This is a genomic window from Pseudomonas sp. 02C 26 (genome assembly GCF_002843585.1).
GTDB lineage: Bacteria > Pseudomonadota > Gammaproteobacteria > Pseudomonadales > Pseudomonadaceae > Aquipseudomonas > Aquipseudomonas shirazensis.
Genome location: NZ_CP025262.1, coordinates 1,354,106 through 1,378,846, shown reverse-complemented (window position 1 = coordinate 1,378,846; position 24,741 = coordinate 1,354,106). Strand labels below are relative to the sequence as shown.

Sequence of the window (24,741 nt, the reverse complement as noted above, 5' to 3'; positions counted from 1 at the left end):
GCGATTTTTGGTCAGAGCGTTCGATACAAGCCGCATTGACCCCGTCTAGGCTCTGTACGAAAAGAGATGTCGCAAACACCGCATGGAACAAGCCAGCGAGACCATAGCGGCATAGCTCTTCGCGAGCTTGTCGAAGCGCGTCACGATGCGTCGGTTCTCTTTCAGCCAGCCAAACATGCGCTCGATGATGTTGCGCTGTCGGTACTTGGGCCTATCAAACAGCCTTGGTAAGCCAGGCTTGGGTTTGCGCTTCATCGAGCGCAGCGGGATGACGGGTTGTATTCGATATCGGTCGCAATAACGGCGTAGCGCTTCGGCATCGTAGCCCTTGTCGGCAAGCAACCATTTACAGCGTTTACGCGGGCGGCCACATTGGCTCGATGGAATGCTGACCTCGTCCAACAGGGGGCGGGCGTAGCTGATGTCACTGGCTTGACCGCCAGAGAGGAGGAAGCGCAACGGTGTCCCGTTGGCGTCGCAGGGCATGTGGATTTTGGTTGTCAGGCCACCGCGACTGCGGCCTAGAGCGTGATCGGCAGGCTCGTCAAGCCCCCTTTTTTCCCGGCGCCTGATGAGGCTCGGGTTGCGCGTACAGCAGTTGAGTCGATCATCCAGGTCTGTAGATCAATCAAACCTTGCTCATTCAACCTCAGGTGCAAGCGTATGAGCATCTGATCAAACGTGCCTTGGTTTCGCCAAACCCGAAACCGTTGATACACCGTTGACCACGGGCCAAAGCGCTCCGGCATATCTCGCCACGCAGCACCTGAGCAGAGCACCCAGAGCACGCCATCGAGCATCAGGCGGTCGCTCAGGCGGGGCCGCCCCCGGCCATGGGTTTCGGTGAAGAGATCAGCAACCACAGCCCAAGCCTCATCCGAGAGTTCGTAACGCTTTGCCATCACAGGATTCCTTTCCGTAGATGGTTGGAAACCTTACAAAAAATCAGCTTCCGAGGGATGCCGATTGGGTTTCTCGGGATTTCGTACAGAGCCTAGACCCGAACGTACTGTGGTCTGTGAAAAACCAAGCGAGAATGCATATTCAGAACGGCGATGAGCCCTATCAGTCGGCGACCGATGCAATGCGTTACTGGCCAGAAACTGCCACAGCGCTAGCGATAAGACTGCGGGAGGACGGCACATATGAAATCGCTGCACCGTTGGGCTTTGATGATCTTTTTGACTTGATAATCCGGCCAGCAGGAAGGTTCGCTACGGATAAAAATGCTATCTATCAAGACCGCGTCACGTCCAAAAACTGGTTGAAGGTCTGGCCAATGCTTACGCTCTCGGAGCTACCTCCCAGCCCTTGCGTCAAGGTGACTTAACCGGACGCTTACGCTGCGCAGTGGTAAACGGGCTGCGGCCATCATGAGTTTGATCCAGTCAGCGCGCATGAACGGGCATGATCCATATGCCTATCTCAAGGATGTGCTGACGCGGTTGCCGACACAGCGGGCCAGAGAGATCGGGCAATTGCTGCCGCACCAGTGGGTGCCGGCTTGAGTTACGCAAGGTGAGTTCGCCTGACGCTTGCCGTAAGTCAAGACGTGACGAAACTTTTGATAAAATTTGAATCGTGTCGGTGATTGAATGAGCAACAGAGTAGACTGGGAAAATCGAGGCAAGACAGTGGCGGAGCTTATCGCTGAACTTAAGACGTTTGGCGATCAGCACCTTAAGGTGGAAATTTCTTTTGATGAGGGCGAAACATCAAGACCGATCAGTATTGTCGTTAAGCGAGATGGAAAATGCCTTTTGTTGCATGTAGATTCGCTGGGTGATTAAAGGCCGTGGCGGCTCGTCATGAGCATAGCTTTGTAATTCTCGTATTTCAAATGCTTGGCAAGCTCGTCTAGCTGCTTTCAAACCTTAGTGACGATGGTGTCTATTTATAAATACGCGGACACCATCGCACTAAAAGCTGGAGTTCGGAAGGTGAGTTCGCCGGGCGCTTACCCATAGCCCCCACCGCGTCAATCATGATGGGGTCATCTGGCATGATCATCGCCCTGATGTTGCGCGTCACGACGGCTCCTGGTGACTGGGTGCAGTAAGTGAAGTTGAGGCTGAGTCCCTTTGCCTTTAGTCGTTTCAATTAGGTAACCAAAGCCAGTGGCGAAACCGGAACCTTGAGCATAAAGCGCTCCTTTACCAGAGCGTCGGTGAGACCGGCGCTCTTCAAGATCCTTCGCCAGGAGGCGTGATCCAAGAGATCTACCGCTCTCTGAACGAGGCTCGGAGCCTCCTTCTCAATGTGCTCGTCCAACTCTTCTCGCTTGGTAAAACCGTTGCGGCTAAGGTAGGTAAAGCCTGAGCGCGCCTGATCCTGCGTGATCAGGTTTAGCGTCTGCGCACGATAAATAATCGCCTTGAGGCTCACCTTCCAGCGAAGCTTCAGCTCACCCAACGCCGTCCAGTTCAGATACTGCCCACGCATCGATGGGAACTCACCACCAAAGCTTGCCCGTGGCATCAGGAGTGCACTGGCGAACTGGTTAGCCTGCGCTTCGGTTGCTCTGCATCCGGTCTCAATGCCCTGGTGCATGACCAAGTGACCCAGCTCATGCGCAATATCGAAACGATGCAGGCACGGGTTGTCCTTCACAGTATTACGAACGATCAAAGGCCGCTTGTTGAACAGCGAGCGCCGCAAAGGCACCCGCCCCGATAATGATTTCCTGGTACGCGAGATCCAGTGGCTTGGCCTTCTCAGCTACGGTGACCTTGAGCGCCTCAAGCGTATCAATGTAGCAGTTGTAGATGTGCTTCTTCTGCGCTTCAACATCCACCGCAATCAGATATTCGCTAGTCGGACGGGAGGATGGCAGGTTCGGGTAGTCCTTGATGCGAAGTGCGCTCAGGGCGTGCCCCCACGCACAGGCGATTGCGAACGCAGCTACGACGAAAGCGATGAAAGTCAGCCCTCGAGTTACTGCGTACGCCGGCAAGTGCGCGTATAGATATCCTCGTGCAGTGCTCCACGGCGCCCTCGAGAAGGGAGAGCCTCTCTGACGATAGCGACCATTAAATCACAACATATGTCATAAATTAATCATTGACCATGTACTATTTCACCTCTAATCTCTGCCTATACCTTCCGAGCAGACGGAGCACACGATGAGCACCTTTTGGCGTAACCAGTTCGAAAAAAACTTTGTTTCACCTGAGGAGAAGCTCGATCTGGACGAGATTCTCCAGGAGTCGCACGACGTCTATTGGGGTTCGCTGGGAGCCTCACTGATGAAATTTCATGGCCAAATAGACCCTGCAAGCCTGGCGGCTCTCGATCAGATTTACCAAGGTGAGATCCCGGTTCAGGCGGCAGCTAGAGACTGCTTTGACTACGCAATCAATGGTCGGCTGAAACTTTCATTGAATGGTGCAGAGCAAGACCGAATGAACGATAGCTGGGGGCGTTTGGCCACCCTCGTCCTGTCTGCGAGGCCCGACATCGAAGTCTTCTCGCCAATCATTGGCGACCGCGAGATGTGTTTACCCAGAGGGCTCGAAAAAATTCTGTTCCACGCTCTGATCCGGGCACGCCTTGACCTGGATACCTACCCGGCATTTCAGAATGACGAAGCACTACCTATGTTCTTGTCGGGTGAAGACAACAGCGGATACCTGACTCTCAAGGAGATTGCAGTGCTGGGGCAGATGACCGAAAGAGCAGTACGTAATGCCGCCCAGCCCACTGCAGCTGATCAGCTGAAAACTCGGAAAGAGCAGAGCCAGACGGTGGTCGACTCGGATGAGGCGCTGCGCTGGTTAAAAGGACGCCGGGGCTTCATCGCTACCCGTGCTGACTAACTCAACTGCCAATCAACATAGGAAGTGACCATGAGCCTCGAACAATTCAGCACCCTGCTTGCTACTACAAAACACAATTTTAGCAACGGCCTGCCAGCGGAGCTGTTGTTGTCGTCGGAAGGCAAGTTGCAAACCTTCTATGCCCCCTTCGACCACATCAACACCGATGCCCGTATCGTGCTGTGCGGCATCACACCAGGGTTGCAACAAGCCAGCCGCGCCCTGGATGAGGCTTGCAGACAACTTCGCCAAGGGGCTTCTGTCGAGCAGGCCAGGGAAGCCGCCAAGGCAACCGCCAGCTTCGCCGGGCCGATGCGAAACAACCTGGTCAACATGCTGGATCACGTGGGTGTCCAAACGCTGCTAGGCATCGACAGCTGTGCACGACTGTTCGATACGCACCGCCACCTTGTGCACTACACCTCGGCATTGCGTTATCCAGTGTTCATTGACGGTCAGAACTACAGCGGTGGCCCAGCCATCCTCAGCCGCTCCAGCTTGAGACACCAGGTCGAAACTCATCTGGTGGAAGAAATCAGAGCCCTGGGTACCAAATGCCTGTATGTGCCGCTGGGGCCAAAGGTGACGGATGTCTTCCTGCACCTGCAGGCCAAAGGTCTGCTGAATGCCGAGCAGCTTCTTGACGGCCTACCCCATCCATCGGGCGCAAACGGCGAGCGCATCAGCTATTTCCTCGGCAAAAAACCGCGAGATGAACTGTCGCCTCTAACCAACCCGACGATGTTGGACAACGCCAAATCCAAGATCTTGGACAAGCTGGAAAAACTCCAGGAGACGAATCGGCTTTAACCGAAGGTTGGAGCTGTATCTGCAGTAGATCGTGGTCACCGCCTGGGGGTGGGGCGGCAATACCCCCTCTCTCTCGCGCTGGGCTCGCCCAGCTTACTGCTCAGCAGTGCAGCGGCTCTGGTTTTCAGTAGCCGCTTTTTTGTGTCCTTTCTTTAAGCAGCTGGACAACCAGGGCCTACGTTGTAGTATTACGCCATGGGCCGCCCGCCTCAGTAGCAACGCTCAAAAAGGCACAAGCTGAACCACTCCCCTCTGCTTTCGACCTCTGTGTTGATGCGGGAAATCGTTGCCGTTGTTCAAAACAACAGTCCCCAACCACTACACCGAGGAGCCTACTATGGCTAATTTCCTTTCTACACCTGTTTACAAAACCCAGGCAAAAGCAGCCGATCTTGGTCTCGAAAAGCTTTCCAGAACCCAGCTTTTCGAGGTCGCTGCATCGCTTTTTGGGTACGAAACGAATCGTATCCTCGCACTCCGGGCCGGCTATCTTCGAGAGACGCTGGCACGTACTGATGTTGGTGTTTTCTTAGACGACTATGCCGCTATTCGTAGAGCTGCCTCGCTCCTGCATGCGAATGATCTTCCAACTACCTCCGCCCGACGCTACGTGGAGATGATGGTTGACTTTATCCGTCAATCGATTGCAGCTCCGGTATTCATGAACGAAGGTTTGTTTTTGGATGAACACCTGGAGCCTCACATCGAGCCCTTCTTCCTCGAGCAGTTGTACGAGAATGACGAGATGCTTGCCGCGCATGCCAAGGTTAACGTCTTGTGCGAATTCGTTGAGTGCATCGAAACATACCCCCTCTCGGACATCTGGAAGTCCCGCAGGGAATGGCTAGTGGATTGCAGAGTCGAAATTTTACCGAAGGGTAAAGACGGTAAATCGTTCGGCGGCGGCGAGTACCTTCTTTCTCAGTCACAGGTCGCTTATGCGAAGCTTGATCGTGCCATTGTGTCTGTACACCCGAGATTCGCTCCGGCGGGCGCGCAGGCCAAGCGTTTTCACGCTGGCATGGGCGGTGAGCATATTCGATAATCAGATGCTGGCATCAGCTTCACGCTTTTCCCCCAACAAAGTCAGAGGTTGGTCTGGCCTGTAAGCAACTAAAAAAGCCCGCTTAAGAGCGGGCTTTTCACTGGTGCATCTCGGTACCTCAACCACGTTTCTTGAGCAGATCCAGCAGCAGATGACCCTCCGGCATTGCTGACATTGTGCGCAACAGCACCACATTCTTCTGCAGGGTTTTTTTGATCTCCGCCGCCGAGATCGGCTTAGGCAGAACTTCAAAGCCTTCCAGGCGCTGGAAGTGGCATTCATCCAGGAAACCACCGTGGATGCGTGTTTCCGTCACCCCAGTACCTTTACCGTAAGCGACGATCCCCTTGCCGTTCTCGTACAAGAAGACGATGTCGCCTGCCTGGATGCGATCAATGTTGAGCTTCCAAGGGTGGTAAAAAGCTGCCGCGCAGCCCTCGCTGAGCATCCGCTCGTGATCTTGCACAGAGTGTCGCTTGTTCGTGTTCAGGATGTGGAATTTAGACGCAGGGAGTGCATCGATCTCCGCCGCAGCTTCTACCTCGTCGTCGAGCTTCATCGCCGCTTTGGCAGCTTCGACACCTTTTTCGAGCAGCTTCAACATTGTTTCCTGCCGGCTGAGATCGAGCTGGTCGGCCAGGCCTTCGATAAAAGAGTAGAGCTCTTTCTGCATTCGGATTGACGCGGAAACCAAGTCGCCTTTGGCCTTCGCTGAGTTTTCGATGAGAGAGATGATGTCGGTCACAGGTGCTGCTCCTTAAACTGAAGGCAATCAGCTTCGCACACAAACCATTAGTGATGCAATAGTGAAGCAACTCTATATCACAACCGAAACAGATTTGGTTCACTGCCACGAAGCAATGCTAGAGACGGCTGGCGAGACCTTCTCCTTCGCTGGACGACTGAAAGTAGTAGTTGATCAGCTCAAACTCGGCGTCGGTTGCCGCGAAGTCATGATCCCCTCTGGCTTTCGCTGACACCAGCAGAAGATCTCGAAACACTAGATGTCGCGTCTATCCAGATGCCGACTGGCGACGCTGCGGTTCGGCGCGATGAATGAACACGGTGTAGGTATCAGCCGGACGTTTGCCTCCGACCAGATCAAGCGCATGGCCAATCGCGCCCCGGTGATAGGTGCCGTGGTTGATGAGGTGGAAGAGGATTTCCTGGCGCGTCAACGTCCCATGCTGCCCATCCGAAAACACAAAACTTACAGTGCTGCAAAGCTCCGTCGGGGTAATGCGCGCCAGGTAATCGGTGGCCCACGCGTCGCATGCGGTCAGGCGCTGTGTGAGGGCGTGCAGATCAGGAATGACCGCGGTATTAGTTGCAGGATGCGGCGCTTGCTCGCCCAGCAGGCGAGCTTTGAACAATTCCTCGACTATGACCATATGGTTGAGCTGTTGGCGCATGAATTCGAACGCTGGCGTGGCCTGGCCCTTTCCTTCAAAGTCTGCCAAAGCGGCCAAGGTGCGCTCATCGGCCCACACTTTATAGCGGTAGGCATCCTTCAACATTTTCCCTCCTTACGCGTCGATCCAAATTCAGCGAAAGGGTAGCAGTGGTGTGTAGGTGGCAGCTTGGGGTCGAAAGCTGTCGGGCCCGACCGACCCTTTTTGGCCAGTAGTTGCCTGTTATAGGAAATCAGGCGCCAGCCACGCCGAAGCGAGGATAACGGCCGCTTTGGTTATCGTGGCTGGCGATTGCTGGCCCTGCATGCGCGATGTCACAATGCCGACCCATGCCCTGCAACGCCTTGCACGCTCAACCACGAGCGCGATTAACGGACCTTCACGATGCCCAGCCTCCGTTGCTGTTCTAACGCGCTCGACCGGCCGGAGAGAGTTCTGCTGGTTCGGCTGCGTCGACTGCTGTGTTTTGTGCTGCTCTCGGCTCAGGCTGCGTGGGCGAGCCCTGTCACTCAAGAGAATAGTGCTGCGCAAGTGATTGATGTACAGCTACGTTGGAAACATCAGTTCCAGTTCGCGGGCTACTACGCCGCCATCGCTCAGGGCTATTACCAGGAAGAAGGGCTGGACGTGCGCTTGCACGAAGGCGGCCCCAATGTCACACCGGTCGAAGAAGTGCTCTCTGGGCGTGCCCAGTACGGCGAAGCCAATAGTGAATTGCTCTACGCACGCCTGCATGGAAAGCCCTTGGTAGCTCTGGCGGTGATTTTTCAGCACTCACCTTCCGTGCTCGTGGCTCGTACAGACCAAGGCGTTCGCACTGTGCACGACCTGATCGGCAAGCCGTTGATGCTGATGAATGCGCAGACAGATGCCGATTTTCTGGCGATGTTCCGTAGCGAAGGTATATCCCTCGAAAAACTACAGCTGATACCCAGCAGTTTTCAAATTGGGGATCTGGCCAGCGGTAAAGTGACGGCGTTCAACTCATACCTGACCAACGAGCCCTTCTACCTGCAAGAACGGGGCGTGGCATACAACATCATCTCGCCCGTTACTTACGGGATCGACTTCTACAGCGACATCCTGTTCACCAGCCAGGCCGAGATTGACGAGCATCCGCAGCGCGTCGAGGCCTTCCGCCGCGCCACCCTGCGCGGCTGGCGCTACGCGATGGATAACCCCGAGCAAATCATAGACCTGCTGCTCAATCAGTATTCGGTGGAGAAAAGTCGCGCGCACTTGCAATTCGAAGCTGAGGCCATGCGTCCGCTAGTGGTATCTGACCTGATCGAGATCGGTCATATGAACCCAGGGCGCTGGCAACGTATGGCTGAGACTTTCCTCGAACTGGGCATGGTCGACAGTATTGCCGGATTGGAAAACTTCATCTACGACCCCAACCCGCCGCAACTCGTCGAGCGACTGCGCAAGACCATTGTTCTGGTCAGCATCGGCTCTGCGCTTGTCCTGATGTTCGCTCTGATTCTGTTGAATGCCCAGCGCCATCTACGCAACGAGATAAAGTTGCGCAAACTCGCCCAAGAGGAAGTACACAAGCTGGCTTTCTATGACAGCCTGACTGGCTTACCAAATCGAAATAGTTTTATTCCCTTCGCTAGTCAGAGGCTGCTCGACGCAAAGAAGCGTGGAGAGCATCTGGCCTTGTGCTATATCGACTTGAATCACTTCAAGCAGATCAATGATCGTTATGGCCACCAGGCGGGCGATGCCATGCTGATCCACGCAGCCTCGGCAATCAAATCCAATATTTGCGAGTTTGAAATAGCGGCGCGCATGGGCGGTGATGAATTTGTCGTGCTGCTCGACGGCGCGCATCACCGAAACGATATCCAGCGCGTAACCGGGGAAATCTGCGAAGCCGTCGCCTTGCCCATTCCATGGGCAAACAGCCAAATCAAGGTTAGCGCCAGCCTAGGGGTGGCGTGGTATCCGGAAGATGGTGAAGACCTCGACGATTTGATTTTCAAGGCTGACACCGCCATGTTCCAAAGCAAAGCCAGTATCGCTGCGCAGGCTTGAAGCTGCTGCAGACGCAGCCCGAGCAGGGCAGCGAGCTGTCCACGCTGATCGCATCTATCATCCGCCAGTTTCGGAAGCCGAGTAGACAAGCTGGATAATCACTCAGGATTGTTCTCGTAGCGCAGCCAGCCTGCCACTCGCGAGCCCCCATCTACGCGGTCTTTAGGGTGAGTGCGGCCATCACTGACAGTCACCTCAGGGAAATCAAACGGGCTCATGCCTTCAATACAGGCCACATTGACCCCGTACTGATCAGGCGCAGAACGGCGCTGATGGAAGGTGTAGATGCCACACTTGGAGCAGAAGTAGTGCTTGGCTTCACGCGTGTGGAACTGATAAAGCGTGAGCGCCTCTTGCCCTTGGGTGACGGTGATATCGTCCAGGTTGGCTGATACCGCAACGGCACCGCGCATGCGGCAGAGCGAGCAGTTGCACCGGCGCGCAGTACGCACACCATCGGTCAAGCGCACTGAAAACTGCACAGTCCCGCAATGGCAGGCGGCCTGGTACACGGGACGATCATCGTTGCTTGCAACAGCCATGGCGATTCTCCAGAGGCATCCGAGGCAAAAGGGGCGCAGGTCTGACACGCCGTTGACCAGCCTTTCACTTAGTTTTCACGAGCGACTTGGCAGTCTATACCCATCCCTACGTGATAGACCTTAGCCCGCCTAGCAGCGGGCTTTCTTTTGCCTGCAATTTTTCGTCAAGCCAGGCGTCTCCAGCATACTTACCTCAGTTCTCAGGGTGCCGCTGGCATAAGTGTGCTGCGCCAGACACTTACACTGATTTGACAGCCACGAGAAAAACTCACCTTGGTGAGCCAGTGGCTATTGGCTTTGCTCGCCCAGAGTAGGGCTTCCAGGAAGACGCATCGGGCTGATGCCTGGCAGCTGAGCCGCCAGGCGTCATCACAACCCGATCAAACCGCCGCGTGTGGCTGAGCGGTCTTGACCCGGCGGTACAACACCAGCGTGGCACACAACGCGCAGCCAGCAGCGAAGGTTACCCAGTACGCGGGCGCAGCCTTGTCACCGGTGAGGTGGATCAGCCAGGTCGACATGGCTGGGGTGAAGCCGCCAAACAACGCCGTGGCCAGGCTGTAAGCCAGCGAAAACCCGGCCACTTTCACCTCGACCGGCATGATCTCGGTCAGCGCCGGGATCATTGCGCCGTTGTAGAGCGCATAGAGGAACGAGAACCACAGCAGCACTTCAAGCATGTGCGAGAAGCTCGCTGCCTGAGCAAGATACGACAGCGCCGGGTAAGCGGTGAACAGCGTCAGCACGGTCATCGCTATCATCATCGGCTTGCGCCCGAAGCGGTCACTGAGCATGCCGCCGATGGGCAACCAGAAGAAGTTCGATACGCCGACCAGCAGCGTCACCAGCAAGGCGTCGGTGGTGGTCAGGTTGAGTACGGTCTTGCCGAAGGTCGGTGCATACACGGTGATCAGGTAGAAGGCGCTGGTGGTCATTGCCACCATCAGCATGCCGCCGATGACAACACCCCAGTTGCTGGCCAGTGTTGCCACCACCTGCTTCATGGTCGGACGATGGGTGCGATTGGCGAACTCTTCGGTTTCCTGCAGGCTGCGCCGCAGCAGGAAGATGAACGGGATGATCATGCAGCCCACGGCAAACGGTACGCGCCAGCCCCATTCACTGATCTGCTCAGGCGCCAACCACTGGTTCAAGCCGTAGCCCAGTGCTGCGGCAACGATGATCGCCACTTGCTGGCTGCCGGACTGCCAGCTGGTGTAGAAGCCCTTGCGCCCAGGCGTGGCCATTTCCGACAGGTAGACCGACACCCCGCCCAATTCGGCGCCAGCCGAGAAGCCCTGCAGCAACCGTCCGAGCAAGACCAGGGCCGGTGCCCACAGGCCAATGCTGGCGTATCCGGGCACCAGCACGATCAACAGCGTACCGCTGGCCATGATCGAAAGGGTCACGATCAAACCTTTGCGCCGGCCCACGTCATCGATGTAGGCACCGAGCACAATGGCGCCCAGCGGGCGCATGAGGAAGCCCGCGCCGAACACCGCAAAGGTCATCATCAGGGAAGCGAATTCACTCGCCGCAGGAAAGAATGCGGTCGCAATCTGAGTGGCGTAGAAGCCGAACAGAAAGAAGTCGAACTGCTCGAGAAAATTACCCGAGGTGACGCGGAACACGGCTGCGGCGCGGGAACGGGCAGTGCCCGCAGCGGGGGATGAAGCATGCATGACGGATCTCCAGCGATATTCTTAAAATGCTTGTTACGCTCTAAACTAGAGTATGCGGGACACATTTTGAAACAGTTAGTGTTCAATTTTCATGGATTGATGCGTCTTTGTTATCAATCGCTATATCCAAACCCTACTTCAGAGGCTGAATCTGCAGCCATTTGAACGCTACAGCCGGCATCGGACTCGTGTGTGAAATCTGACGGCGTGTTGACTTCACTTTCACTTAATTTTCACGGCAAGGGGCGCAATCTCTAGCTATCCCTACGTGTGATTGAACTTGCCCGCCTAGCAGCGGGCTTTCTTTTGCCCGCGATTTATCACCTCGCAAGCCAGTGCCCGATGCCGCAGCGTCTGCCCTGCTGTACCGACATAGGCAATAGTCGTTCACGCCGCTTGCTCAGAACATGAAACATCCTTCACGGCCCGTTAACTGAACCGGGGGCTGCGCCTCAGTAATCTGGATTCTTTTGTTCCGGAGAACACTCCCATGCTTCGAACGATGTCCTGCGCGGCACTGTTGCTGGCCACCTTCGCGTGCTCGGCAGCTGAAGCCGTACCTGGCGACACGAACACCCTGACCGTGCTCAGCTCCGGCGGCATCATGGGTGCGATTCGCGAAGTGGCGCCGGCTTACCAGAAAAAGTTCGGGGTCAAACTGAATGTTCTGGCGGCGCCGTCGATGGGCGACACCCCGCAGGCGATCCCCAACAGGCTGGCCAAGGGTGAGGACGCTGACGTGGTCCTGATGGTCGGCTCGGCGCTGGACACGCTGGTCGCTGACGGCCAGGCAGACAAGGCCAGCCGCGTCGACCTGGGCAAATCGTTCATTGCCATGGCCGTGCGCCAGGGCGAGCCGAAGCCGGACATCAGCACGATGCAGAACCTGCGCAAGGTGCTGGTGGAGAGCAAATCGGTCGCCTATTCGGACAGCGCCAGCGGTGTTTATCTGTCCAGGACGTTGTTCCCACGTATGCAGCTGGGGTCGGAGTTCGATGCCAAAGCCCACATGATCCCGGCCGAACCGGTCGGTGCAGTGATCGCTCGCGGGCAGGCGCAGATCGGCTTTCAGCAGCTCAGCGAACTCAAGCCGGTACCGGGCATCGACATCGTCGGCTTGATCCCGGCCGAGGCTCAGAAGATGACCATGTATTCCGGCGCGATGGTCAGCAAAAGCCAGCATCAGGCAGCGGGCAAGGCACTGCTTGAATACCTCGCTTCGCCTCAGGCAGATGCGGCGATCAAGAGCAGTGGCTTGTCACCGCTGCCGCACCACGCCAGCTGATCACCGAGAAAATGACCACAAGGTTTGCGCAGCCGCGCAAGCCTTGCTCAGTCGGCAGCCAGCGCATCCAGCAGCTCGGCCCGGCACGCTTGCAGTATTTCATCTGCCAGCGCTGAGTCATCCGGGCACGCCCGCGACAACATGACGGCACCCACGGCATGAGTAAACAGGCTCACGACTTTGGCGCGCGCCTGCTCGGGCGTCGCCCCTGTCCCCGTCCGGTACTTCTCTTCAAGGGCTGCAAGGGTCTTTTCGATGCCGCTGGCGAAGGTCGCCTTGACCTCATCGGACTGACGAGCAGCATCGCCACCCAAGGCTGCAACGGTGCAGCCTGTGTCTCTGCCATCTCGGTGGGCGCGGGAGACGTAGCGATTGACGAACTCCTCCAGACCAATAGTGCACGCACCGGCGGCAGACCTCTCCAGGCTGAGCGCTGCCGCTTCGGCCATCAGGTCGGCCTTTGAGCCAAAGTGCTTGTAGAACCCCCCTTGCGTGAACCCGGCAGTGGCCATCAGCTCGGCCACACCCACACCGTCGTAGCCGCGTTCACGAAACAGCTGCGAAGCCGTCTCGACGATATGCGCGCGATTAGCGAGTGATTGCGTCTTGGTGATCTTCATGGGGCGCCTCGGGGACTTCGTAACGATGGCTCAGCATACTCTGATGTCGACCATAATCAAAACCGTTGACAGTTTTGATTATGGTCGACATCATAAACCGCTTCCCCATCTGACCGTCCCAACAGCCACTCACATTGAGTACTCGTCCATGAACAATGCTGAAACCGTACTGATCACCGGCGCTTCTTCTGGCATCGGCGCAACCTACGCCGAGCGCTTCGCCCAGCGCGGCCATGATCTGGTGTTGGTAGCCCGTGACAAGACCCGCCTGGATGCCCTCGCCGCACAGCTGCGCGAGCAATATGCCGTGGCCATCGATGTGATTCAGGCTGACTTGACGCAAAGCAGCGACCTGGCGACCGTCGAAGCCCGCTTGCGCGATGACAGCAGCATCACCCTGCTCGTCAACAACGCCGGCGCCGCGCAGTCCGGCAGCTTTATCGAGCAATCAACAGACAGCGTGGCCAACCTGGTCGCGTTGAACACCACCGCCCTGGTTCGACTGGCCAGCGCCATCGCGCCACGGCTGGCGCAGACCGGCAGCGGCGCGATCATCAATATCGGTTCTGTGGTGGGCTTGGCGCCGGAATTCGGCATGAGCGTGTACGGCGCGACCAAGGCGTTCGTGTTGTTCCTGTCACAGGGGCTGAGCCTTGAACTGGCGCCCAAGGGCGTCTATGTCCAGGCGGTCCTGCCTGCAGCGACACGCACGGAAATCTGGGATCGTGCCGGTATCGACATCAATACCCTGACTGAGGTGATGGCCGTGGGCGACCTGGTCGACGCTGCCCTGGTCGGCTTCGACCGCCGCGAGCCGGTGACCATCCCGCCCCTGCAGGACGCTGCACGCTGGGATGCGCTGCAGCTTGCCCGGCAAGGCTTGCTGGCAGAGATTCGCCAGTCCGTCGTCGCCGAGCGCTATCAAGGTCAGGCTATCGCCTGACCCCGCCAACGGCTGGCGCAGCGTGATTGCTGCCCAGCCGGCTGAGCCAGACCGAGGCCAGAATGATCAAGCCACCTATCAGCAAGCGCCCAAGCGGCTCGTGCTGGTTCCAGATCAGCAGGTTCAGCAGCAAGCCCACCGGCACATGCAGGTTGTTCATCACCGCAAGCGTTGCGCCAGAAACCAGGCAGGCGCCCTTGTTCCACCAGTACAGCCCCAGCGCCGTCGGCACCAGCCCCAGGAACAACAGCACCAGCCACTGCACATCGGTGCTCGGCAGGCGCTGGGCATTGCCGAACAGCAGAAACGCCGGCAGCACCACCAGCAGCGCGCCGAGGTAGAAGTAGCCGAAGCGTTTGTAGTGAGGTAAGTCGCTGGGGTTGCGGGCGATCAGGTGGCGATACAGCACCTGACCTGCGGCATAGGTGAAGTTGGCCAGTTGCAGCAGCAGGAAGCCGATGAAGAATTCGCCACTGATGCTGTCCATGCGGATCACCGCCGCACCCGCCACTGCGACCAGTGCAGCCACCAGCGCCCAAGGGTTGAAGCGCCGGTTCAGGGCGTCTTCGATCAAGGTCACGTGCAACGGCGTGAGGATGGTGAACAGCAGCACCTCGGGCACAGTCAGCACGCGGAAGCTCAGGTACAGGCAGACGTAGGTGACGCCGTATTGCAGGGCACCGATCAGCAGCATCGAGCGCAAAAAGCGCGGTTCGACCTGGCGCCAGCGGGTCAGCGGCAGAAACACCAGCCCGGCCAACAGCACCCGCGCCAGTACGGCGAAGTAGCTGTCGACGTTGCCGGCCAGATACTCGCCGATCAGGCTGAAGGAAAACGCCTGGATCAGCGCGACGATAATCAGGTAGCCCATGGTGCTCTCTCGCAAATCAAGGCGGCGACCTTAGCCGGTTGCGCCACCCTGGGCAACAGATCTGCAGCGGGCAACATCAAGCCTCAGTGACTCACGCCAGCGCGGCCAGCCTGGCCTTGGCCTGGTTGACGCCCTTCTCGTGAAAATCACCACTCATGTTCAGCCCTTCAGCGTGGATGAACTCCACGTCGTGAATGCCGATGAAGGCCATGGCCTGACGCAGGTACGGTTCCTGATGATCGCTGCCGGCACCGGCATGAATGCCGCCACGGGCAGTCAGAACGATGGCGCGCTTGCCTTGCAGCAAGCCCTGCGGTCCGGTCGGGGTGTACTTGAAAGTGATACCTGCGCGCAGCACATGGTCCAGCCAGGCCTTGAGGGTGCTGGGAATGGTGAAGTTGTACATTGGCGCCGCCATCACCAGCACGTCGGCGGCGAGCAGTTCGTCAGTCAGCTGGTTGGAGCGCTCGAAAGCCTCCTGCTCAGGCATGGAGCGTTGCTCCGCAGGCTTCATCCAGCCGCCGAGCAGGTCGGCGTCAAGGTGCGGCAGCGGGTTGGCGGCAACGTCGCGCAGATTGATCTGGTCGCCAGGATGCGCCGCTTGCCACTGCTGGATGAAGTCGCGGGTCAGCTGGCGCGACACGGAATCTTGCTGGCGGGCGCTGCTTTCGATGATCAATACGTGGGACATGCTGCCTCCATTGGCATAAACGGGGTGCGATTCAATGGAGGCGAGATTAGAGGTTGACCTATCGATAAAAAAGCGTAAAAAGTAGAGCCAATCTATCGATTTATCCGTTTTATTGCGGCTGACAGCTCAGCGCGATGCGCAGCTTGATGATCTGCCGGTTGAACTTCGCGGTCACGTCCACGCTTTTGTTTGCCGGCACCACTACGCGCCGCACGCGAGGCGCTTCCGGGCCGTTGCGAAAGCTGACCTTGCACGCCGCGGCCACTTCGCCGTAGTTGTTCACGGTAATGCTGCCGATGTCCTGATCAGTGTCATAGGCGGTGTAGTCGATCTTCACCCCGCTGATGTCCTTGGTCACATCGATCGGGTAAGCCATTGCGCTCAATGGCAGGCACAGCAAGACAGCCAGACAATATTTCTTCACAGGGCGCTCTCCTTGAAAGAGCGCAGCTTAGGACAACAGGAGCCGAAGATGAAAGCGCCGCGCGTAACCCTTGATCAGTGGCGAACCCTGCAGGCAGTGGTCGACCACGGCGGGTTTGCCCAGGCAGCCGAAGCCCTGCACCGTTCGCAATCGTCGGTCAGCTATACCGTGGCGCGCATGCAGGAGCAACTCGGCGTGCCGCTGCTGCGCATCGACGGGCGCAAGGCTGTGCTGACCGAAGCCGGCAACGTGCTGCTGCGGCGCTCGCGGCACCTGGTCAAGCAGGCCAGTCAGCTGGAAGACCTGGCCCATCATATGGAACAAGGCTGGGAAGCCGAGGTGCGCCTGGTAGTCGATGCAGCGTACCCCAGCGCCCGCCTGGTGCGCGCACTGAGCGCGTTCATGCCGCAAAGCCGCGGCTGCCGCGTGCGCCTGCGCGAAGAGGTGTTGTCCGGGGTCGAAGAAGTGCTCCACGAAGGCATCGCCGACCTTGCCATCAGCAGCTTCAGCATCGGCGGTTACCTGGGCACCGAGCTGAGTTCGGTCGAGTTCATCGCCGTCGCCCACCCGGAACACAGCCTGCACCGACTGGGCCGCGAGATCACCTTCCAGGATCTGGAAAGCCAGTTGCAGGTGGTGATCCGCGACTCCGGCCGCGCTCAACCGAAAGATGTCGGCTGGCTCGGCGCCGAGCAGCGCTGGACAGTCGGTAGCCTGGGCACCGCCGCGACCTTTGTCGGCAGCGGTCTGGGCTTTGCCTGGCTGCCGCGGCACATGATCGAGCGCGAGCTGCGCGAGGGGCTGCTCAAGCCATTGCAACTGGATCAAGGTGGCAGTCGCCACCCACTGTTCTACCTTTACTCGAGCAAAGAGAAAGCCCTCGGCCCGGCCACGCAGATCCTCATCGATCTGCTGCGCAGCTTCGACACCGCGCCGCTGGACGTGCCTTTCGCCGCCCCTCCACAAGCCTGAGAAGCCCGCGCCCATGGCCTATTTCGAACATGAAGGCTGCACCCTGCACTACCAGCAATACGGTCAGGGCGAACCGCTGGTGCTGCTGCATGGCCTCGGTTCGAGCAGCCTCGACTGGGAGCTGCAGGTGCCGCTGCTGAGTCAGCACTACCGGGTGATCCTGCTCGACAGCCGCGGCCATGGCCGCTCGGACAAACCCACCGACGGCTACCAGATCGCAACTTTCAGCGAAGACCTGCTGGCCCTGCTCGAACACCTGCAGACCGGCCCGGTGCACCTGGTTGGCTTGTCGATGGGGGGCATGATCGGCTTTCAGTTCGCCGTCGATCACCCGCGCTGGTTGCGCAGCCTGTGCATCGTCAACAGCGCCCCCGAGGTCAAACGGCGCACCCGCAGCGATTGGGTCTGGTGGGCCAAGCGCTGGGCCCTGGCCCGCGCCCTGAGTGTCGAGACGGTGGGCAAGGGCCTGGCCGCGCGCCTGTTCCCCAAACCCGAGCAGGCCGACCTGCGGGAGAAGATGATCCAGCGCTGGGCGCGCAACGACAAGCGCGCCTACCTGAAGAGCTTCGACGCCATCGTCGACTGGGGCGTGGCGGAACGCATCGGCCAGATCCAGTGTCCGACACTGGTGATCGCCGCCGACCACGATTACACCCCGGTACAACTAAAACAGCGTTACGTCGAGCGGATCCCGCACGCCAGGCTGGCGGTAATCGAAGATTCGCGGCACGCTACGCCGCTTGATCAAGCCGAGGTCTTCAACCAGACCCTGCTGCAGTTCCTCACTAGCGTTTCCACCTCTCAAGGATCTTTGAGCCCATGCTGAAAAAAATTCTGCTCGCTGCCTGTTCGGTTGCTTTTGCCACTAGCGTCCTGGCCTCGGACAAGACCCCGCACGTGCTGCTCGACACCAGCTTCGGTCCGGTCGAAATCGAGCTGAACGCCGAGAAAGCACCGATCAGCACCAAGAACTTCCTGCAGTACGTGGACAGCGGCTTCTACAACAACACCATCTTCCACCGGGTCATTCCGGGCTTCATGGTGCAGGGCGGTGGCTTCACCGAGCAGATGGTGCAGAAAGACACCAAAGACCCGATCAAGAACGAAGCCAGCAATGGCCTGCGCAACACCCGCGGCACTTTGTCGATGGCGCGCACGTCCAACCCTAACTCGGCCACCAGCCAGTTCTTCATCAACGTGAATGACAACGCCTTCCTCGACCCAGGCCGCGACGCTGGCTATGCAGTGTTTGGCAAGGTCACCAAGGGTATGGAAGTGGTCGATCAGATCGTCAATTCGCAGACCACCGTGAAAAAAGGCATGCGTGATGTCCCGGCTGACCCAGTGTTCATCAAGTCCGCCAAACGCATCGACTGACCGCTGGTTTCACAGGGACGTGATACTGCCTGCGGTCGGGTAGAACAGGAGTTGCAATGCCCATGCTGTACCGCCGTTTCGAAAAGCTCATCGATATCTTCCGTGATGCTCCGAGCGAGGCTCCACCAAGTACGGTGTGGGCCTTCTACCTGTACTACCTGCGTCAGGTCTGGCCGAGCTTCGTTGCCCTGCTGATCGTCGGCCTGGTCGCAGCGCTGATCGAAGTGGCGATGTTCGGCTACCTGAGCCGGATCATCGACCTCGCCCAGGGCACCCCGGACCCGAACTTCTTCAGCCTGCACGGCGCCGAGCTGCTGTGGATGCTGGTGGTGGTGCTGCTGATCAGGCCGCTATTTTTCGGCCTGCATGACCTGCTGGTGCACCAGACCATCAGCCCGGGCATGACCAGCATGATCCGCTGGCAAAACCACAACTACGTGCTCAAGCAGAGCATGAACTTCTTCCAGAACGACTTCGCCGGGCGCATCGCCCAGCGCATCATGCAGACCGGCAACTCGCTGCGCGACTCGGCGGTGCAGGCGGTGGATGCGCTGTGGCACGTGCTGATCTACGCGATCAGTGCGCTGGTGCTGTTCGCCGAGGCCGACTGGCGCCTGATGGTACCGCTGCTGGTGTGGATCGCCTGCTACATCGGCGCACTTTGCTACTTCGTGCCACGGGTAAAAGCGCGAGCGGTGGTGTCTTCGGATGCCCGCTCCAAGCTGATGGGTCGGATCGTCGACGGCTACACCAACATCACTACCCTCAAGCTGTTTGCCCATACCGACTACGAGCAGCAGTACGCCCGTGAAGCGATCAGCGAGCAGACCGAGAAAACCCAGCTGGCTTCGCGCGTGATCACCAGCATGGATGTGGTCATCACCACGCTCAACGGTTTGCTGGTAGTCACCACCACCGGCCTAGCGCTGTGGCTGTGGAGCAACTCGCTGATTACCGTGGGTGCCATTGCCCTCGCGACCGGCCTGGCGATCCGCATCATCAACATGTCGGGCTGGATCATGTGGGTGGTCAACGGCATCTTCGAGAACATCGGCATGGTCCAGGACGGCCTGCAGACCATTGCCCAGCCGGTCACGGTCACCGATCAGGCGCAGGCACCAGCGCTTGAAGTGACGCGCGGCGCGGTGCGCTTCGACAACGTCGGCTTCAACTATGGCAAGGGTCGCAGGGTCATCGATGGCCTGAACCTGGATATTGGTCCGGGTGAGAAGATCGGTCTGATCGGCCCGTCCGGCGCCGGCAAGTCGACTCTGGTCAACCTGCTGCTGCGTCTGTACGACGTTGAAAGCGGGCGCATCCTGATCGACGGGCAGAACATCGCCGAGGTCAACCAGGCCAGCCTGCGCGCACAGATCGGCATGATCACCCAGGACACCTCCTTGCTGCACCGCTCGATCCGCGACAACCTGCTGTACGGCAGGCCCGACGCGACCGACGAGGAAGTCTGGGCCGCCGTGCGCGGGGCCAGGGCCGATGACTTCATCGGCCAGTTGTCCGACTCGCAGGGCCGCACTGGCTTCGATGCGCATGTGGGCGAGCGCGGGGTCAAGCTCTCGGGTGGCCAGCGCCAGCGCATCGCGATTGCCCGAGTACTGCTGAAGAACGCGCCGATCCTGATCATGGACGAAGCCACCTCGGCACTCGACTCAGAGGTGGAAGCGGCTATTCAGGAGAGCCTGGAGACGCTGATGCAGGGCAAGACGGTGATCGCCATTGCCCACCGACTGTCGACCATCGCGCGCATGGATCGACTGGTCGTACTTGACCAGGGCCATGTGGTCGAGACCGGCACCCACGCCGAACTGCTCGCCCATCAGGGCTTGTATGCACGCTTGTGGCACCACCAGACGGGCGGCTTCGTCGGGGTCGACTGACAACCTAGTCGCGCCGGGCCTGCACAGGCTCGGCGTACACCTTGCTGACCCTTACTCCTGACGATAAGGCAGCATGCCCCGCGCCTCTTCGGCGTAAGCTCTGACGCCCTCCCCCTCTTGCTGCAAAAACTCCGCAACCGCCTCCCGCAAGCCTGGATGCAGCAGGTAATGCCACGAGCGAGTGATGACTGGCTCGAAGCCGCGAATCAGCTTGTGCTCGCCCTGCGCGCCAGCATCAAAACGTTGCAGCCCTTCAGCGATAGCGAAGTCCATGCCCTGATAAAAACAGGTCTCGAAGTGCAGCCGGTCGAACTCATCCAGGCAGCCCCAGTACCGCCCGAACAGGCTGTCGCCGCCGACCAGGCTCAAGGCCATGGCCACATCGCGGCCGGCCTGACGCGCGATCACCACGCGGATGGCCTCGGGCATGCGCTCGGCCAGCAGGCTGAAGAACTCACGGGTCAGATACGGCGCCCGCCCGCGGATGGTGTAGGTGTTGGCGTAGCACAGGTAGACAAAGTCCCACTGCAGCTCACTTAGCTGATCACCGCGGTACCACTGGAAGTCGATACCGTGGCCAACCACCTGCTCACGCTCCTTGCGCATCTGCTTGCGCTTGCGCGAGCTGAGCGTGTCGAGAAAGCCCTGGAAATCTCGATAGCCGCGGTTGCGCCAGTGAAACTGACAACCGAGGCGCTCCAGCCATCCCGGCAAGCCGGCGATGGTCTGGTCCAGCGCGGTGTCGGTGAAGTTGATATGCGCGCCGGACAACCCGCCCTTGTTCAGGTATTCAGGCAACGCCTGCAACAACAGCAAGCCGTCGGCTGAATCCTGCGTCAGCAGGCGTGGGCCACTGACCGGGCTGAACGGCACCGCGCCGAGCAGCTTGGGGTAGTAGGCGATACCGGCCCGGGCACAGGCATCCGCCCAGCCATGGTCGAACACATACTCGCCAAACGAATGCCACTTGCGATAGGCCGGCAACAGCGCGCGCACCTCGCCGTCGCGCTCCAGCACCAAGTGCTCGGCGGCCCAGCCGGTGGCCCGTACCACACTGCCGCTGTCTTCCATGGCACTGAGAAACGCATGCCGCAAAAACGGCTGGCCAGCGGGCACCAGTGCATCCCAGCTAGCGGCTGGCAGGTCGCGGATGTGGGCAAGGCTGTACAGGCTGATCACGATATAAGCGCTCGTCGAGGTGGCCGCCAGTATCCGGCAAGGATGGCGCCACTGACAAATCCAGGCGGACTGTTTAACCGCAGTGCCACTAAATAGACATTATTCTGTCATTGCCCCCCGCAATACTTGCGCCTGTTTTCGAAACCGCGGCGACCTGTCTATTCAGGCGCTTTGCGCAGAATTGCCAACTCGGGGGTGGGCGTCCAAGCCTCCCCATATTGCTCAACACGGGAGAACTTTATGCGTCTTGTTTCTACACTAACTGGAGTGAGCCTGACCGGTCTGATGCTGGCTCTGAGTACTCCAGCCAGTGCTGCAGTCGACGCCAAGCTGCTCGAGATGCTCCGCGCCAATGGTTCGATCAACCAGGCACAGTACAACGAGCTGCAGGCCGACCTGTCTCAGGAAACCAAGGAAAAAGCCACGCAGAAAGCCCAGGCCGAACGCATGAGCTCCAAGACCCAGATCAAAGGTGATGTGCGCCTGCGTTACGAAGACGTCAATGTCGACGACCCGAACGCCTCCAGCGGCAACCAGGACCGTCAGCGCGTGCGTGCTCGCGTCGGCTTCTACAGCGAGATCAACCCACAGGTCGACGCAGGCGTGCGCATTGCCACCGGTAGCAGCGCCGACCGCCGTTCGACCAACCAGAGCCTGGATAACTACTTCGACAAGAAGTCGCTGTGGGTCGACCTGGCTTACCTCGACTGGCACCCGACTGCCCTGCCCGGCCTGCATTTGATCGGCGGCAAGATGGCTCAGCCGTGGGTGAGCATGGGCGACATCATCTGGGACAGCGACATCAACCCCGAAGGCGTGGCGGCTACCTACAAGACCGACCTAGGCGGTGCCGAGGTGTTTGCCAGTGCCGGTCAGTACACCCTCAAGGACAACGTCGACGGCGACGGTGTGCAGTACAAGCATGATGCGCAGGTCTACCACGGCCAGTTGGGTGCACGCTTCGCTCCGGCAGACACGCTCAAGGTCACCGTTGGCGCCAGCATCTACGGTTACGACAACGACAAGGAAGCGACCATCCTGCGCTCGTTCGGCAACACCACCAACGAGTTCAACCTCGTTGAAGGCTTTGGCCAGATCGACCTGACCGGCCTCGCGCTGCCACTCTCGGCCTATGGTCAGTACGTGAAGAATACCGACAGCACCGATGGCGAAGATCAGGCCTGGTTGGCGGGTCTGAAGACCAAGCTGGGCGCCTGGAGCCTGGATTACAACTACCGCGACGTGCAACGCAACGCTGTGGTCAGCCTGTTCACCGACTCTGACTTCGGCAACGGCTACACCGGTTCGCGTGGGCACAAGTTCAAGGTCGGTTACGAAATCGACAAGAACTTCTCGGTGGGCGCTGCTTACCTGATGGCCAAGACCGACCTGTCGCAACTGCCTAACAGCAATGCCGATGTCGACACCCTGCAGGTGGATCTGGAAGCCAAGTTCTAACCGAGTAATCTGGGGCCGCTTCGCGGCCCTTTCCGACCGGTCCGGCGCCCCGGCAAGGCCGCTCCTACACCGCGGTTTCTTGTAGGAGCGGCCTTGTGTCGCGAAATGAGGGCGCAGCCCTCACCGGGGCCGCTACAGCCAAACACAATCCCAATGCGAATACCCACCAACTCTGCGCACGATCCCCGCGCGTATTGGTGAGCAAACATGAGCGTCCGGGCTCGGATATTCGGCCACGGCGTAAGCTGTGGGCGTGGGGACTTTCCATGTCCTGCTCCTTATGTGGGGTTCGGATACGGTAGTCGCGGTGGCGCTGAGGGATGTGTGATCAGGTCGTCCGGATGGTACGCCAGTGAGGGCTGCGCCCTCATTTCGCGACACAAGGCCGCTCCTACAGAGGACCGCGCATGACTGGCTAGCGCGGTCTCTTGTGTCGCGAAAGGGCTGCAAAGCAGCCTCGCTGTTAGATCACAGCTTGCGCAAGATCACGCTGCCAATCGAATACCCCGCCCCAAACGAACTCAGTACGCCCAACGCGCCCTTGGGCAGATCATCCTGATACAAATGCAGGGCAATCACCGAGCCCGCCGAGCTGGTATTGGCATACCGATCAAGAATCACCGGCGCATCCTCTTCAGCCACCTCGTGGCCGACCAGCTTCTTCACGATCAGATGGTTCATGCTCAGGTTGGCCTGATGCAGCCAGAACCTGCGCACGTCACTGGCCTGCAGATCGTTCTCGGCCAAATGCTGAGCAATCAGCTCGGCCACCATCGGGCACACTTCGCGGAACACCTTGCGGCCTTCCTGCACGAACAGCTTGTCGGCAGCACCCTCACCGTCTTCGGCAGTGCGGTTGAGGAAGCCAAAGTTGTTGCGGATGTTGTTGGAGAACTGGGTCAGCAACTTGCTGCTGACGATCTCGAACTGATGCGCCGAGGTCGCCAGGTCGGCACGCTCGATCAGCACAGCCGTAGCGCCGTCACCAAAGATGAAATGGCTGTCGCGATCACGGAAGTTCAGGTGCGCGGTGCACACCTCAGGGTTCACCATCAGCACCGCCCGCGCCTGCCCCAGCTGCACGCTGTTGGCGGCGGTCTGGATGCCGAAAGTCGCCGAGGAGCAGGCCACGTTCATATCGAAGGCAAAGCCCTGGATGCCCAACGCAGCTTGCACTTCGATGGCGATGGCCGGGTATGGCCGCTGCAGGTTGGAGCAGGCGACGATCACGCCATCGACATCGGCCGCAGTGCGGCCAGCGCGTTGCAATGCCATCAGCGCCGCGCTCACGGCCATCTCGCAGAGGATCGACTGTTCTTCGTTGCTGCGCTCAGGCAGCAACGGCTTCATCCGCTGCGGGTCGAGGATGCCGGCCTTGTCCATGACGAAGCGGCTCTTGATGCCCGAAGCCTTTTCGATAAAGGCCGCATTGGATTCGGCCTGAGCCTCGACCTCGCCACGCTCGATGGCGTCGGCGTTGTCGGCATTGAATTGCTGCACCCAGGTGTTGAACGACTCCACCAGTTCTTCATTGGAAATGCTCTGGGCCGGAGTAAACAGGCCGGTGCCGCTGATCACGACGTTATGCACGATCGTTCCTCTGGTCGAAGGCCATCACGCTGGGGCGTTGGCCGAAATAGGGTTTGGCTAATGGCACCTTGGTACCAAGTTGAACCTGTA

General features: G+C 59.0%; 25 protein-coding genes and 2 pseudogenes. 14 read left to right on the top strand and 13 right to left on the bottom strand.

What is annotated here, in order from left to right; genetic code table 11:
• Positions 1-45 precede the first annotated feature (45 nt).
• Positions 46-902, bottom strand: a protein-coding gene (locus CXQ80_RS06390; RefSeq protein ID WP_101317615.1) for an IS5 family transposase whose coding sequence is annotated in 2 segments (ribosomal slippage) — positions 46-558 and positions 561-902 — 855 coding nt in all. Because the reading frame shifts where the segments join, the coding sequence is not laid out codon by codon here.
• Positions 903-922: 20 nt separating this feature from the next.
• On the opposite strand from CXQ80_RS06390, the gene CXQ80_RS06385 reads away from it, so the two are divergent.
• From CXQ80_RS06385 to CXQ80_RS06375, 3 genes and pseudogenes are all read left to right on the top strand, one after another.
• Positions 923-1,330, top strand: a complete 408-nt coding sequence (locus CXQ80_RS06385) for a nucleotidyltransferase family protein (protein ID WP_256585699.1) — start codon at positions 923-925, stop codon at positions 1,328-1,330.
• A 10-nt stretch (positions 1,331-1,340) separates the two neighbouring features.
• Positions 1,341-1,508: pseudogene (locus CXQ80_RS06380) on the top strand (transposase domain-containing protein); the annotation flags it as partial.
• An 87-nt stretch (positions 1,509-1,595) separates the two neighbouring features.
• Positions 1,596-1,790, top strand: a complete 195-nt coding sequence (locus CXQ80_RS06375; RefSeq protein ID WP_082434994.1) for a hypothetical protein — start codon at positions 1,596-1,598, stop codon at positions 1,788-1,790.
• 310 nt (positions 1,791-2,100) lie between these two features.
• Here the strand turns inward: CXQ80_RS06375 and CXQ80_RS06365 are convergent.
• A pseudogene (locus tag CXQ80_RS06365) lies at positions 2,101-2,649 on the bottom strand (ImmA/IrrE family metallo-endopeptidase); the annotation flags it as partial.
• A complete protein-coding gene (locus CXQ80_RS06360) occupies positions 2,615-2,953 on the bottom strand; it encodes a hypothetical protein (RefSeq protein ID WP_101317613.1) in 339 nt (112 codons plus the stop codon). The gene CXQ80_RS06360 and the pseudogene CXQ80_RS06365, both read right to left, overlap by 35 nt.
• Before the next feature lie 169 nt (positions 2,954-3,122).
• On the opposite strand from CXQ80_RS06360, the gene CXQ80_RS06355 reads away from it, so the two are divergent.
• The 3 genes from CXQ80_RS06355 to CXQ80_RS06345 all read left to right on the top strand — a co-directional run bounded on the left by CXQ80_RS06355 (position 3,123) and on the right by CXQ80_RS06345 (position 5,670).
• On the top strand, positions 3,123-3,815 hold the full coding sequence (locus CXQ80_RS06355) for a hypothetical protein (protein WP_101317611.1): 693 nt from the start codon (positions 3,123-3,125) through the stop codon (positions 3,813-3,815).
• Positions 3,816-3,845: 30 nt separating this feature from the next.
• Positions 3,846-4,625 carry a hypothetical protein gene (locus CXQ80_RS06350; RefSeq protein WP_101317609.1) on the top strand — a complete coding sequence of 260 codons (780 nt, stop codon included), beginning with the start codon at positions 3,846-3,848 and terminating at the stop codon, positions 4,623-4,625.
• A 337-nt stretch (positions 4,626-4,962) separates the two neighbouring features.
• Positions 4,963-5,670: a hypothetical protein gene (locus tag CXQ80_RS06345; protein ID WP_101317607.1), complete on the top strand. Its 708-nt coding sequence runs from the start codon at positions 4,963-4,965 to the stop codon at positions 5,668-5,670.
• A gap of 118 nt (positions 5,671-5,788) precedes the next feature.
• Here CXQ80_RS06345 and CXQ80_RS06340 read toward each other — a convergent pair whose 3' ends face one another.
• Together CXQ80_RS06340 and CXQ80_RS06335 are read right to left on the bottom strand one after the other, a co-directional pair.
• Positions 5,789-6,415: a hypothetical protein gene (locus CXQ80_RS06340; protein ID WP_101317605.1), complete on the bottom strand. Its 627-nt coding sequence runs from the start codon at positions 6,413-6,415 to the stop codon at positions 5,789-5,791.
• A 268-nt stretch (positions 6,416-6,683) separates the two neighbouring features.
• A complete protein-coding gene (locus CXQ80_RS06335) occupies positions 6,684-7,187 on the bottom strand; it encodes a DinB family protein (RefSeq protein WP_101317603.1) in 504 nt (167 codons plus the stop codon).
• Between the two features lie 279 nt (positions 7,188-7,466).
• Between CXQ80_RS06335 and CXQ80_RS06330 the strand changes: the two genes are divergently transcribed.
• Complete coding sequence (locus CXQ80_RS06330; protein ID WP_101317601.1) at positions 7,467-9,122, top strand: GGDEF domain-containing protein; 1,656 nt, start codon at positions 7,467-7,469, stop codon at positions 9,120-9,122.
• 98 nt (positions 9,123-9,220) lie between these two features.
• Here the strand turns inward: CXQ80_RS06330 and CXQ80_RS06325 are convergent, their stop codons facing one another.
• Together CXQ80_RS06325 and CXQ80_RS06320 are read right to left on the bottom strand one after the other, a co-directional pair.
• Positions 9,221-9,664 carry a GFA family protein gene (locus CXQ80_RS06325; RefSeq protein ID WP_101317599.1) on the bottom strand — a complete coding sequence of 148 codons (444 nt, stop codon included), beginning with the start codon at positions 9,662-9,664 and terminating at the stop codon, positions 9,221-9,223.
• 380 nt (positions 9,665-10,044) lie between these two features.
• A complete protein-coding gene (locus CXQ80_RS06320) occupies positions 10,045-11,346 on the bottom strand; it encodes an MFS transporter (protein WP_101317597.1) in 1,302 nt (433 codons plus the stop codon).
• A gap of 490 nt (positions 11,347-11,836) precedes the next feature.
• Between CXQ80_RS06320 and CXQ80_RS06315 the strand changes: the two genes are divergently transcribed.
• Positions 11,837-12,631 carry a substrate-binding domain-containing protein gene (locus tag CXQ80_RS06315; RefSeq protein ID WP_101317594.1) on the top strand — a complete coding sequence of 265 codons (795 nt, stop codon included), beginning with the start codon at positions 11,837-11,839 and terminating at the stop codon, positions 12,629-12,631.
• Positions 12,632-12,678: 47 nt separating this feature from the next.
• On the opposite strand, the gene CXQ80_RS06310 is transcribed toward CXQ80_RS06315, so the two are convergent.
• Positions 12,679-13,251: a TetR/AcrR family transcriptional regulator gene (locus CXQ80_RS06310; RefSeq protein ID WP_101317591.1), complete on the bottom strand. Its 573-nt coding sequence runs from the start codon at positions 13,249-13,251 to the stop codon at positions 12,679-12,681.
• A 148-nt stretch (positions 13,252-13,399) separates the two neighbouring features.
• Between CXQ80_RS06310 and CXQ80_RS06305 the strand changes: the two genes are divergently transcribed.
• Positions 13,400-14,194 (top strand): SDR family oxidoreductase, encoded by a 795-nt coding sequence (locus CXQ80_RS06305; protein WP_101317589.1) that lies wholly within the window; start codon positions 13,400-13,402, stop codon positions 14,192-14,194.
• On the opposite strand, the gene CXQ80_RS06300 is transcribed toward CXQ80_RS06305, so the two are convergent.
• From CXQ80_RS06300 to CXQ80_RS06290, 3 genes are all read right to left on the bottom strand, one after another.
• The gene (locus CXQ80_RS06300; RefSeq protein WP_101317587.1) at positions 14,184-15,065 is read right to left on the bottom strand and encodes a carboxylate/amino acid/amine transporter; all 882 of its coding nucleotides are present in this window, start codon (positions 15,063-15,065) and stop codon (positions 14,184-14,186) included. The two genes, CXQ80_RS06305 and CXQ80_RS06300, sit on opposite strands and share 11 nt — an antisense overlap.
• 91 nt (positions 15,066-15,156) lie before the next feature.
• Positions 15,157-15,756: an FMN-dependent NADH-azoreductase gene (locus CXQ80_RS06295; RefSeq protein WP_101317585.1), complete on the bottom strand. Its 600-nt coding sequence runs from the start codon at positions 15,754-15,756 to the stop codon at positions 15,157-15,159.
• A 109-nt stretch (positions 15,757-15,865) separates the two neighbouring features.
• Positions 15,866-16,180, bottom strand: coding sequence for a 3-phosphoglycerate kinase (locus CXQ80_RS06290; RefSeq protein WP_101317583.1), 315 nt, complete (start codon positions 16,178-16,180; stop codon positions 15,866-15,868).
• 48 nt (positions 16,181-16,228) lie between these two features.
• Here CXQ80_RS06290 and CXQ80_RS06285 point away from each other — a divergent pair, with 48 nt between their 5' ends.
• The 4 genes from CXQ80_RS06285 (at position 16,229) to CXQ80_RS06270 (ending at position 20,424) form a co-directional block, all read left to right on the top strand.
• Entirely contained in the window at positions 16,229-17,152 is a 924-nt protein-coding gene (locus tag CXQ80_RS06285) for a LysR family transcriptional regulator (protein WP_101317581.1), read from the top strand.
• A gap of 13 nt (positions 17,153-17,165) precedes the next feature.
• Entirely contained in the window at positions 17,166-17,978 is an 813-nt protein-coding gene (locus CXQ80_RS06280; protein WP_101317579.1) for an alpha/beta fold hydrolase, read from the top strand.
• A complete protein-coding gene (locus CXQ80_RS06275) occupies positions 17,972-18,529 on the top strand; it encodes a peptidylprolyl isomerase (RefSeq protein WP_101317577.1) in 558 nt (185 codons plus the stop codon). The genes CXQ80_RS06280 and CXQ80_RS06275 overlap by 7 nt, the downstream gene beginning before the upstream one ends.
• Positions 18,530-18,591: 62 nt before the next feature.
• Positions 18,592-20,424: an ABC transporter ATP-binding protein gene (locus CXQ80_RS06270; RefSeq protein WP_101322964.1), complete on the top strand. Its 1,833-nt coding sequence runs from the start codon at positions 18,592-18,594 to the stop codon at positions 20,422-20,424.
• 51 nt (positions 20,425-20,475) lie between these two features.
• Here CXQ80_RS06270 and CXQ80_RS06265 read toward each other — a convergent pair whose 3' ends face one another.
• Positions 20,476-21,603, bottom strand: a complete 1,128-nt coding sequence (locus tag CXQ80_RS06265) for a GNAT family N-acetyltransferase (RefSeq protein WP_101317575.1) — start codon at positions 21,601-21,603, stop codon at positions 20,476-20,478.
• 240 nt (positions 21,604-21,843) lie between these two features.
• Here CXQ80_RS06265 and CXQ80_RS06260 point away from each other — a divergent pair, with 240 nt between their 5' ends.
• Positions 21,844-23,061 carry a putative porin gene (locus tag CXQ80_RS06260; protein ID WP_101317573.1) on the top strand — a complete coding sequence of 406 codons (1,218 nt, stop codon included), beginning with the start codon at positions 21,844-21,846 and terminating at the stop codon, positions 23,059-23,061.
• Positions 23,062-23,529: 468 nt separating this feature from the next.
• Here the strand turns inward: CXQ80_RS06260 and CXQ80_RS06255 are convergent, their stop codons facing one another.
• Positions 23,530-24,651: a beta-ketoacyl-ACP synthase III gene (locus CXQ80_RS06255; protein WP_101317571.1), complete on the bottom strand. Its 1,122-nt coding sequence runs from the start codon at positions 24,649-24,651 to the stop codon at positions 23,530-23,532.
• Positions 24,652-24,741: the final 90 nt, after the last annotated feature.